Raw genomic sequence first — 11,305 nt, 5'->3', positions numbered from 1 at the left:
AAGTTAATTTTCAATAGCTATTCGATTAATGATACATTTGAAAGAATTACTTCCCAAATAAAAAAAAATTTGTGCTGATAGTCAGAAGTTTCTCATTTCTTAACAATATAAAGTGAATAAAAAATCAAAATGAAACTTCTGAAGTTGAAATATCAGCTGTATTAATTAAAGAAATGAATTTCATTTTAACTTTTTTCACTATTACAATCAAAAACATGAATAAAAAATGCGTGCCCAGTCAATTTTTTTCAATTTCAATTTTTATTGTTTCATTCATCTTTTCCTTTGAATCTTATAGCCAAAAAAAAACTGATCAATATAAATTTACAGTTAATTTAAATAACACAAATGACGATAAACTTACAATCGAGTTTGTCCCACCTAAAATCAAAGAAAAAACAATAATTTATAATATTCCGAAAATTGTTCCTGGTACATATAGCATTTCAGACTTTGGCAGATTTGTTACAGAATTTACAGTTACAGATAAAAAAGGTAGGACTCTAGAAGTTAAACAACTCGATGATAATCGTTGGGAAATTACCAATCCCAAAAAAGCTGCAAAGATTTCATACAAAGTAGATGATACATGGGATACCAAAAAAGATAATGTCATTTTTGAGCCAGCGGGAACAAACATTGAGAAAGACACAAATTATGTAATAAACACCCACGGATTTTTTGGTTACTTCGATGGTTACAAAACCAATGACTATCACTTAACATTTAATAAAGAAGAAGGCTTTTATGGGTCGACCTCATTAATTAGTACTGCTTCAGATGCAGTTAAAGATATTTTTATAGTAGACGATTACATGGATTTGGCTGATGCTCCTATCATGTACAATATTCCAGACACTACCATATTAAATATGGGCGATGCAGAAGTACTTGTTTCGGTTTACTCTCCTAATAAAACCATTACATCAGAATATGTTGGTGAAAATATAAATGCAATTCTTCAAGCACAGAGAAAGTATCTGGGTGGTACACTTCCTATAAAAAAATATGCTTTTATTATTTATTTAAGTGATAAACCAAGCTTATCTGGAATGTTAGGAGCATTAGAGCACTCTTATTCTTCTATGTATTATCTCCCTGAAATTGCACCTCAATATATTACTCAGAGTATTAGAGATATTGCTGCCCATGAGTTTTTTCATATAGTAACACCTTTAAGCATACACTCAGAAGAAATACAGGATTTTGACTATATCAACCCAAAAATGTCTGAACACTTATGGTTATATGAAGGGGTAACAGAATATTCTGCGGGTCATATGCAGGTAATGTATGAATTAATTAGTATGGAAGAGTACTTGGATGTTATTAGATCAAAAATGCTTCAGGCTTCTACTTATATCGATGATCTTCCATTTACTGAAATGAGTAAAAAAGTACTTGATGAGTATGAAGATCAATATGGCAATGTGTATGAAAAAGGCGCTCTAATCGGTCTATGCCTTGATCTAACCTTTAGAGACTTATCTGACGGTGAATATGGCTTACGTGATTTAATGGTAGGCTTATCTGATGAATACGGCAAAGAAAAACCATTTAAAGATGAAGAGTTGTTTGACCAAATTGCTACAATAAGTGGTTATCCTGAAATAAGAACATTTTTTAGTAAATATGTTGAAGGTGCAGAATCGCTGCCTATTAAAGAGGTTTTCGAAAAAGCTGGGATTGACTACCAAAAGGAAACTACTGTAAAAGAAATTACAATGGGTAATATTATTAAAGGTTTGGTTTTAGACAACGATAGTAACATTGTAATTAGCGATGTGAGTGAAATTGATGATTTTGGAGTTAAGATGGGTTATGAAGAAGGTGATATTATTAGAAAAGTAAATGGTGATACAATTACATTAGAAAATGTAGTACAAGTTATTGGAGGAATAAGAAAAAATGCAGCAGAAGGTGATACACTTTCTATGGTAGTTGAAAGAAGCTTAGAAGAAGATAAAATTGAGCAAGTTGAATTAAAAGCAGAAATGGGATATAATGAAAGAAAAGAATATCACATTTTTCAACCAGTTGCCAATATGACTGAACGCCAAAGAAAAATATTAAAAAGCTGGTTGGTTCCTAAAGAGGAATAGATTTGTGCAAAAGTTTCAAAAGTCTATCTTTACACTTTATCAACAATAAATTCTTATCGTACTTAACCAAAGTTTTAATCATTTTAAATGATTAGCTATTTTTAATTTATATTATGAACCTTCATCTTAAAAATCCTCTAGCTGTATTCGATTTAGAAACAACAGGTATAAATATAGTAAAAGATCGCATTGTTGAAATCTCTATTGTAAAAGTGATGCCGAATGGTGAGAAAGAGATAAAAACTAAACGAGTGAATCCTACTATACCTATACCTTCAGAGTCAAGTATGATTCATGGCATTTACGATGAAGATGTAAAAGACGCTCCTACTTTTAAACAAATTGCTAAAGAAATAGCTAAATTTTTAGAAGGATGCGATCTAGCAGGTTTTAATGTATTAAAGTTCGATATACCTATGCTTGCAGAAGAGCTTTTAAGAGCTGGTGTAGAATTCGACACTAAAAACAGGAAAATAGTAGATTCTCAGAAGATATTCCATATGATGGAGCCCAGAACTTTACATGCAGCTTATAAATTCTATTGCGATAAAGATCTGGAAAATGCCCATAGTGCAGAAGCTGATACACTTGCCACTTATGAAGTGCTAGATGCTCAGGTTAAGAGGTATGAAAATGTAGAGATCAAAGATCAAAAAACAGGAAAAACTTCTGTTCCTGTAAAAAATGATATGCAATCTCTTCACGAAATCACTTCATCTAACATGATAGATTTTGCAGGCAGAATGGTTTATAACTCTGAAGGCGTTGCTGTATTCAACTTTGGTAAGCATAAGAACAGACCTGTACTTGAAGTGCTTAAAAAAGAACCAGGCTATTACGATTGGATTATTAATAATGAATTTGCTTTAAACACTAAGCAAAAACTTACAGAAATTAAGTTAAGCCAATTTAATAATAAATAGTTATTTAACCTTTTTTGCTCATTATACATACCTCACAGCTCACAACTAGACAATATCTAGTAGGTAAATTGGGCATATATTCACATTCATTCACTAATTAGGCACAAAATTACCCGATGGTGGGTATTGATGAGCTTACTATGTCATTATATATTTGTTATATACTTAGTGAAGCAGTAAAACGCAACACTAAATATTGAGTTTATAAATTGAACTTGTTTCTCCTTATAGGAGCTCCAAGTTTTGCTAAGTAATATAAGCATTACTTCAAATTTGCGATTGATTAATGGAACAGAAAAAAGCAAGCTTTTTAAGCTTGCTTTTTTTACTATTCAAGAATCTTAATAATTTTCATTTCTATCCGCCTATTCTCTTCATGTTTTTCAGAACCACACAGCACTCCATTGGCACATTCATTTATCAGTTTTGTTTCTCCATAACCAACAGGTACCATTCGGTCTCTCATTATTTCAAAATTATCGGCAAGATAATTCACTATAGCTTCTGAGCGCTTTTGAGTAAGATACATATTGTACTTATCATCTCCTCTTGAATCTGAGAAACAACCAATTTCAAATTGAACATCAGGATTTTCTTTTAGTATCTCTACAGCCTCTTCTAGTGCAGTTGCTTGCTTTTCAGTTATATTAAAATCGTTTACGCCAAAATAAAAGCCTTTTAATCGATAAGATTTACCTATTAAAAGACCTTTTATAAAAATATCTTTTTTAAGTATTCCACCCACACTTTCAGAAAAATCAACTTTAATTAAATCACTCTCAAAATAACCTTCTTTGTCAACTGTAATTTCATAACTATCCCCTTCACGAATTTCGAATGAATAAGCCCCATCATTTTGAGTAATAACAGATCTCACCGAACCAGTTATATTATCTTTTAACTTTACTTCTGCACTAGCTATGAGTTCACTAGTATCTACATTCTTTATATACCCAGCTAACATCGCCGTGTTAGCCTGATTGATAAAAATTTCTAAGCTAATATGTTGACCCAATGCTATATTTCTTTTTGGGAGTGGAATTTCATCAGAAAAATATCCTGGCTTTACACACTTGAGAAGGTATTCTGTATCTGCATATAGTTCAAATTCAAAAATACCTTTATCACCAGTTGTAACTTTTTTTGCACTCGACCCTAATCTATAAACAGTATTACCTGCATCATCTTTCACAACTTCATAAGCTACTATTGTAAAGCCAAAAAAGCTTTTTTTCCTTTTCTTATCTTGTTTATTAATTAGCATTCCACTAACACGATAGGTCTTTCGGATAGAATCATTCGATGTGGCTAAAATATTCTCATAGCTGTTTGCATCAACCTTGGTAGAAGTTAGTTGAAAGTAGAAAAAAAACAAACAGCTGATTGGCAGTACTATTTTTTTGTTGTAAGCTCCATATAGATAGATTAATCTCCTCATTTATAGCTCTCTTCCCTTATTAATTTCATCTTAGTAAATTGTTTTATTGGCCAATTAAAAACAAAAAGGATGAAATAAGTTGTTAGCCTCAATTAATGTTTTTAAAGTATAAAGTTCATTCTGATTTTAATGCCATAATTCTAAACTCAATCCTTCTGTTTTCTAAATGTTTTTCTGTTGAACAGAATATATCATTCTTACATTCATTCAGAAGTTTGGTTTCTCCATATCCTTTATACTTTACTCTATTTTCATTAATTCCATTTTCATAAATATATTCTGCAACTGCTTTTGCTCTTTTTTCAGATAACACAAGGTTATAATCATCATCTCCTCTTGAGTCCGTATGCACCCCTATTTCTATAATTATATCATGATTATCTTTAAGAAAAGTAATTAATTCATCTAAATTTCCTTTGCCTCTCTTAACTTTTAGATTACTACTATTTACTTCAAATTCTATAAAGTTAAGCAAATAATGTTCATTTAACTCAGCTTTAATTAATGGCACAGTAATTTTGATAATTTCATCAGAACTTTTTCCGATAGAAGAGAAATGATGAATTTCAGAATTAAAATACCTCTTTTTTATAGCATAAATTGTATAAACCTCCTCACCTGGTAAGTCTAATCGGAACGAACCATTTTCATCTGTTACTAATGTAGTTGAGAATGTTTTTTGAAGATTACCAATTATCACGTCAGCATTTTCAATTGGTTCTCCAGTTTTAGAATCAACTACTTCCCCTCTCATTACAAAGTACTTTACAGCTTTTTTAGAAGTAAAAGAAAATTTATTTAATATGACATAATCATTTATTAAATAAATACTTAGTAAAGCCAAAAGTGGGAGTTTCCACATAAGTAAAAGTATATTGGAATAATTATTAAACGAAAAGAGAAATATCAAACAATTAAACTTTGTAATGATATTTCTCTATAAAGTTAAAACCCATTTCTATTAACTTTAAATAACTTTTAAAGCATTTTCAAAATCAGCTTTTAAATCATTAATATTCTCTATACCAACAGATAACCTCAACAAACCATCTGTAACACCAATAGCCTCTCTCTCTTGCTTTGTCATTTTAATATGAGATGTTAAAGCAGGAGAACAAATGGTCGACTCCACCCCTCCTAAACTAAGAGCTTTACATACTAGTTGTAAAGAATCTACAAACTGATTAACATCCTCTTGATTTTGTGTAGCCAATTCAAATGATAACATACCACCAAAACCTTTCATTTGGCTTTTAGCTATTTCGTGTTTATCATGATCAACTAAACCGGGATAATATACTTTTTTTACTTTATCATGTGCATCTAAAAATTCAGCCAATGCCAACGCATTTTCATTATGCCTTTTCACTCTCACATCCAAGGTTTTAATACTACGCTCTATAAGATAACAATCGAAAGGATTTAAGCTACCACCTAAATTTATTGCTGTACTATGAATGCTTTTAATGATCTCATTTGAACTTACAATTGCTCCAAAACTTAAATCACTATGACCACCTAAATACTTAGTACCACTATGTAAAACTATATCTACTCCAAATTCAATAGGATTCTGATTAATCGGGGACGCAAAAGTATTATCGATTAAAGTAGTTAAGCCATTTGCTTTTGCAATATCAACCATCAATTTTATATCAACTACACTCAATAACGGATTAGTAGGTGATTCGAAATACAACACTTTCGTATTTGACTGTATTGCTTTTTCAAATGCATCTTTAGTCTGCTTATTTACTAAAGTGAAAGAAATACCTTTTTTTTCGAACTCTGAACTCAGCAAATTAAATGTTCCTCCATAAAGTTCATTATAAAAAACAGCGTGATCTCCACTATTTAGTAATGAAAACAGAGCTGTAGTAATAGCAGCCATACCAGATCCAAATATTAAACAATCTTCTCCACCTTCTAATGAAGCTAATTGACTATTTATCACTTTTTGATTGTATGTATTAAAATATCTTGGATAAACATTTACCATACCCTCTCCATATTTAAATGCAGAAGCAGGTTCCACTGGAGTATTTATACCTTGAGACTCATATGGTTTCTCTCCGAAATAATGAACACATTGTGTTTCTTTAGCTTTCTTTTTCACTTCACATCAAATTTAAATCACAATTATTTTATCATATACATTTTAAATACAATGATAATTAAAGTTGAAAATACTAGCAGATTAATGTGTAGCTTTTTAAAGACTATTAATTGTATCTTTTATATTATTGATGAATTAACAAGCTCTTTTTTATCGATTAAAATGTAGATTAGCATTTTATTAAACATGAAAGTTGAATCCCGATAAATGAAAATTTCTCATATAGTTCTTCTCATTTTCATAGCAACTATTTTTTCGAATAACTCTTTTGCACAAAAAGGTAGTGCATTTTCAAATGAATTTATAGATATATGGAAGAGAGCTTCTGAATATAGCATTGAAGTGGCTGAAGCAATGCCTGAAGAATATTATAAATATCGATTAAATGAAAATACATTCACATTTTCACAACAGCTAGCTCATATAATTACCAATTTATACTGGCTTAATTCTACATTTATTGCAAATGAAAGCAATCCAATAAAAGATGCTAAACTAGATGACTTGAGTAAAAATGATCTTATAAAAAGTCTTAAAGACGTTTTTACATATGTAGAAAAAAGTGCAAGTGAAATCTCTGATAAACAAAGTAAAGACCCTGTAATTTTTGCTGGTGTAATTATGGATAAAAAAAGGATATTTTATTTAATGAGAGATCATCTTACTCATCACCGAGCACAATGTATAACTTACTTAAGATTAAACAATATTGAACCTCCTAAATATAGAGGTTGGTAAAACTATTCAACTATGCTAAAAATAGGTGTATCATCATGCTTCATGTATCCGGATATAAATAGAACAGTATTCGGCCCCAAGTCACTTTTATATTTTGAAAAAGATATGGCAAACTATCTTTCTAGAAAAGATGCAATGCCTATATTAATTCCAGATTTAAACGATAAATCTATTTTAGAAGACTTCTTGAAAGAAATGGATGGTTTTGTTTTTCAAGGAGGAACAGATTTATCTCCAACTACTTACGGAGAAAAACCAATCGGAAGGTGGCAAGGTGATAAGCAAAGAGATATTTATGAGTTAGAAATTTTAGATTTTGCGATTAAAAATGATAAACCTGTTTTCGCAATCTGTAGAGGTTTACAATTACTAAATGTATATTTTGGAGGTACACTTTATCAAGATATCGAAACTCAATTTAAAACCAATGTTGAACATCGTAACGCTAAAAATTACGATACAATCGCGCATGAACTCATAATTCCTGATGAAAGTTACCTTAACAGTATTTACCCTATTTCTGATAAGTTATATGTAAACACCATTCATCACCAAGCTATTAAAGGTTTAGGAAGTGATCTTGATGTACTTGCAATAAGTAAAGAAGATCATCTAGTTGAAGCTATTATGTGGAAAAAATGTAAACCTGGAAAAGTTTTAGGAGTACAATGGCATCCAGAATTTACACATACACTTGGAGGCTTAATAATAGACGGAAATCCAATATACGACAATTTTCTAAGTTTTTGTCGAAACTCATAAAGCAATAAAGAAAACAATAATTATATAAGGCTATCCTTTTCAGGGTAGCTTTTTTTGTTATTTAAGTAATTGGGATAATAGGGTTTGTATTTGGTAGAGATGATAAGATTTAGTGGGGTGTGGGTAAGTATTAAAGAGGTAAGGTATATTAAGAAGGGCCTCCTTGAAAATTGATTAAGACCAATAAAAAATAAGAGTTGGATAGATAAAGTTCAGCTTTTTTTTGTTTCAAATCTTGGTACCTGCTGTTTTGGACTATTTAAAAAGTACAATACTGTGAGTAATCCTATTGATAAAACTGGAAAATATTGCTTTTGGATAGTATAGACACACTCATCCCATAGGCTTTTCAGCTTTAGGTTTAGGCGGCCTGAAGTAGAGGGGCTTGTTCTGATTTCCTTTTGCTGATCTTAACGGCATTGGCCATCATAACTGCGAAAAAAACGTGTATCATTTCTCGTTTTTCTCCTTTAACCTTGATCTTATTGAGGCCATAAGCTGTTTTATGCACGCCAAAACTTCCCTCCATCACCGTGGCTCTTTGGCTAGAGATGAGACTTCTGAGTTGGCTTTCAGCAGGGTTGTTTACTTTAGGACCTTTCTTTGGAAAGCAGGTAAATATCTTCTTTTCTGTTAAATACTTCCTGTTTTTGTTGGTGGCGTAAATGCGATCTGCTCCTAGTTGATGAAGTGAGCCAAATATCGATCTATGTTTTAAACTACTTAATTTCAGTCTGGTACTTTCATTAAAAGCGCGGAACTCCATGGTATCGATAAAGCAGATACCATCCACCTGAAGCAGGTGTGCCTTCATTCCGAACTCAACCCTTTTAGCTTCTTTACCTCGCACTATCGGCCTAACATAAGCCTTGGGAAGTGATACAATCCTGTTTTTCAATTCTTTAGCTGGATGCTGCTGCAAGAATTGCTGTTGCTCGATTATCTTCTTTATAGTTTTTAGATATGTTCTCTCATGTAAGTGAAGCTGTATTTGTGGATTTTCGTTAAGTAGGCATTGCAGTTGCCCCAATCCTTTGGATAGTAGATATATCAATGACTTTTTACGCTTGCGACCAGCTTTATATGTCTTTTTACGACTACGATCATAAGACATCTGCATGCGCTTTTGATCTATATATTTGGAGCCAGGTCGTTTTACTCCTAATATTTTACAGTATCTGTAAAGCTGCTTTTCAAACACCCATTGGCAGCTCTCCCAGAGCAGCTTAACATCGGTAGGAAAACGAATATAACTCTCATAACAAGTAGCATCCATTAAGAGCACATGCGTATTATGCATGTCTGTTTTCCAGTGTTGGAGTAGTACCTCTTGAAGTTGTTGCCAATCAGTATGGTCCGCCATATACGTCCTGATTCGACTTAAAATGGCCTTATCCTTAATCTTTTGATGATCCTGTAGCAATTTATTGCAAAATAGCTGAAGGCTCCAATCGGTATTAAAGCGTGCTATGAGCTTTTCATCACTCAGGTTTAAATAGGCTTTTAGAAACATTAAGCCAAACATGCCCTGAGGCGAAAACCAGCTAGGAGCACCAGGGCCTTTATTTTTCTTAGGCAGACATGCAGAAAGTTGTTCCCAAGGGATGCTATCATAAACATTACCCAATTTACTACTCTTAAATAAATACCATTTTGGAGTTAAGTAATCTTGTGGTTGGAAAAGCTGTTGATCTCTCATATATTGTAGTGTTAATTGTGATTAGACACTACAATTTAACAAATCAAAAACCCCGAAAAAAGCTTTTATTAGCTAATTGCGGGGTTTTATTTTATACATTAATGCATTTAAAACCTTGATTTTCAATCCCTTTTATTTAAAAGGTAAGGCCTAAGTATACAAATAAAAAACCCTTCAAGATCTTAAAAGATATGAAGGGTTTATATATATAATAAAAGATTGGCGATTACCTACTCTTCCACAGTTTAATGCAGTACCATCGGCGCTACAGGGCTTAACTTCTCTGTTCGGAATGGGAAGAGGTGAACACCTGCGCTATCATCACCATTAAAATCTTTACATACTGTAAACAAGCTAAAATAATACAATTTCGGTCTTGGAAGTTATCGGGTAATTAGTACTGCTCGGCTTTGCCATCTCTGACTTTACACCTGCAGCCTATCAACGTCATCGTCTCTGACGACCCTTATATAGAAGCCTCATCTCGAGGTGGGTTTCGCACTTAGATGCTTTCAGTGCTTATCCCTTCCGAACATAGCTACCCTGCAATGCAGCTGACACCACAACAGGTACACCAGAGGTTCGTCCAACTCGGTCCTCTCGTACTAAAGTCAGATCCTCTCAAGCTTCTAGCGCCCACAACAGATAGGGACCGAACTGTCTCACGACGTTCTGAACCCAGCTCGCGTGCCACTTTAATGGGCGAACAGCCCAACCCTTGGGACCTTCTCCAGCCCCAGGATGTGACGAGCCGACATCGAGGTGCCAAACCTCCCCGTCGATATGAGCTCTTGGGGGAGATCAGCCTGTTATCCCCAGAGTACCTTTTATCCTTTGAGCGATGGCCCTTCCATGCGGTACCACCGGATCACTATATCCTAGTTTCCTACCTGATCGGCTTGTTGGCCTCACAGTCAAGCACCCTTTTGCTATTGCGCTCTACGTACGATTACCAACCGTACTGAGGGTACCTTTGAAAGCCTCCGTTACTCTTTTGGAGGCGACCACCCCAGTCAAACTACCCGCCAAACAATGTCTCCCATAAGGATTAGACACCAGACAAGAAAAGGGCGGTATTTCAACAGTGACTCCACGATGCCTAGCGACACCGCTTCACAGTCTCCCGCCTATCCTACACATTTCTTGCCCGATACCAATGTTAAGCTGCAGTAAAGGTTCATGGGGTCTTTCCGTCCCGTTGCGGGTAATCGGCATCTTCACCGATACTACAATTTCACCGAGCTCACGGCTGAGACAGTGCCCAGATCGTTGCACCATTCGTGCAGGTCGGAACTTACCCGACAAGGAATTTCGCTACCTTAGGACCGTTATAGTTACGGCCGCCGTTTACTGGGGCTTCGGTTCAATGCTTTGGGTTACCCCTAACATCCCCCCTTAACCTTCCAGCACCGGGCAGGTGTCAGGCCTTATACTTCATCTTTCGAGTTCGCAAAGCCATGTGTTTTTGTTAAACAGTCGCCTGGGCCTTTTCACTGCGGCCTCCTCTTGCGAGGGAGGCGTCCTTTC

Annotated in this window: 8 protein-coding genes and 2 rRNA genes (1 of these 10 cut by a window edge); 4 read left to right on the top strand and 6 right to left on the bottom strand. The window is 33.9% G+C overall.

Annotation, left to right across the window (positions count from 1 at the left end; genetic code table 11):
• Positions 1-215: 215 nt before the first annotated feature.
• Together OQ292_RS10545 and OQ292_RS10540 are read left to right on the top strand one after the other, a co-directional pair.
• A complete protein-coding gene (locus OQ292_RS10545) occupies positions 216-2,102 on the top strand; it encodes a M61 family metallopeptidase (RefSeq protein ID WP_284682089.1) in 1,887 nt (628 codons plus the stop codon).
• Between the two features lie 113 nt (positions 2,103-2,215).
• On the top strand, positions 2,216-3,025 hold the full coding sequence (locus OQ292_RS10540; RefSeq protein WP_284682088.1) for a 3'-5' exonuclease: 810 nt from the start codon (positions 2,216-2,218) through the stop codon (positions 3,023-3,025).
• Between the two features lie 328 nt (positions 3,026-3,353).
• On the opposite strand, the gene OQ292_RS10535 is transcribed toward OQ292_RS10540, so the two are convergent.
• The 3 genes from OQ292_RS10535 to OQ292_RS10525 form a co-directional block, all read right to left on the bottom strand.
• Positions 3,354-4,463: an OmpA family protein gene (locus tag OQ292_RS10535; RefSeq protein ID WP_284682087.1), complete on the bottom strand. Its 1,110-nt coding sequence runs from the start codon at positions 4,461-4,463 to the stop codon at positions 3,354-3,356.
• Between the two features lie 115 nt (positions 4,464-4,578).
• The gene (locus OQ292_RS10530) at positions 4,579-5,325 is read right to left on the bottom strand and encodes an OmpA family protein (protein ID WP_284682086.1); all 747 of its coding nucleotides are present in this window, start codon (positions 5,323-5,325) and stop codon (positions 4,579-4,581) included.
• Between the two features lie 105 nt (positions 5,326-5,430).
• Entirely contained in the window at positions 5,431-6,579 is a 1,149-nt protein-coding gene (locus tag OQ292_RS10525) for a trans-sulfuration enzyme family protein (RefSeq protein WP_284682085.1), read from the bottom strand.
• A 207-nt stretch (positions 6,580-6,786) separates the two neighbouring features.
• Between OQ292_RS10525 and OQ292_RS10520 the strand changes: the two genes are divergently transcribed.
• Both OQ292_RS10520 and OQ292_RS10515 read left to right on the top strand, forming a co-directional pair.
• Positions 6,787-7,317 carry a DinB family protein gene (locus tag OQ292_RS10520; RefSeq protein WP_284682084.1) on the top strand — a complete coding sequence of 177 codons (531 nt, stop codon included), beginning with the start codon at positions 6,787-6,789 and terminating at the stop codon, positions 7,315-7,317.
• 12 nt (positions 7,318-7,329) lie between these two features.
• Positions 7,330-8,079 carry a gamma-glutamyl-gamma-aminobutyrate hydrolase family protein gene (locus OQ292_RS10515; RefSeq protein WP_284682083.1) on the top strand — a complete coding sequence of 250 codons (750 nt, stop codon included), beginning with the start codon at positions 7,330-7,332 and terminating at the stop codon, positions 8,077-8,079.
• Between the two features lie 361 nt (positions 8,080-8,440).
• Here the strand turns inward: OQ292_RS10515 and OQ292_RS10510 are convergent, their stop codons facing one another.
• The 3 genes from OQ292_RS10510 to OQ292_RS10500 all read right to left on the bottom strand — a co-directional run.
• On the bottom strand, positions 8,441-9,778 hold the full coding sequence (locus OQ292_RS10510; protein ID WP_284682082.1) for a transposase: 1,338 nt from the start codon (positions 9,776-9,778) through the stop codon (positions 8,441-8,443).
• 217 nt (positions 9,779-9,995) lie between these two features.
• A 5S ribosomal RNA gene (gene rrf / locus OQ292_RS10505) occupies positions 9,996-10,107 on the bottom strand.
• A gap of 45 nt (positions 10,108-10,152) precedes the next feature.
• Positions 10,153-11,305, bottom strand: a 23S ribosomal RNA gene (locus OQ292_RS10500) (it continues 1,664 nt past the right edge of the window).

The sequence above is a fragment of the Chondrinema litorale genome, assembly GCF_026250525.1.
GTDB classification, from domain to species: domain Bacteria; phylum Bacteroidota; class Bacteroidia; order Cytophagales; family Flammeovirgaceae; genus Chondrinema; species Chondrinema litorale.
The sequence above is the reverse complement of the archived record's forward strand: the minus strand, read 5'-3'. Positions and strand labels throughout refer to the sequence as shown.

What these genes read in the sequence shown, in the direction of transcription:
- OQ292_RS10545 (WP_284682089.1), top strand. Translation starts at nt 216, where the DNA reads ATGAATAAAAAATGCGTGCCCAGTCAATTTTTTTCAATTTCAATTTTT.
- OQ292_RS10540 (WP_284682088.1), top strand. Translation starts at nt 2,216, where the DNA reads ATGAACCTTCATCTTAAAAATCCTCTAGCTGTATTCGATTTAGAAACA.
- OQ292_RS10535 (WP_284682087.1), bottom strand. Translation starts at nt 4,463, where the DNA reads ATGAGGAGATTAATCTATCTATATGGAGCTTACAACAAAAAAATAGTA.
- OQ292_RS10530 (WP_284682086.1), bottom strand. Translation starts at nt 5,325, where the DNA reads ATGTGGAAACTCCCACTTTTGGCTTTACTAAGTATTTATTTAATAAAT.
- OQ292_RS10520 (WP_284682084.1), top strand. Translation starts at nt 6,787, where the DNA reads ATGAAAATTTCTCATATAGTTCTTCTCATTTTCATAGCAACTATTTTT.
- OQ292_RS10515 (WP_284682083.1), top strand. Translation starts at nt 7,330, where the DNA reads ATGCTAAAAATAGGTGTATCATCATGCTTCATGTATCCGGATATAAAT.
- OQ292_RS10510 (WP_284682082.1), bottom strand. Translation starts at nt 9,778, where the DNA reads ATGAGAGATCAACAGCTTTTCCAACCACAAGATTACTTAACTCCAAAA.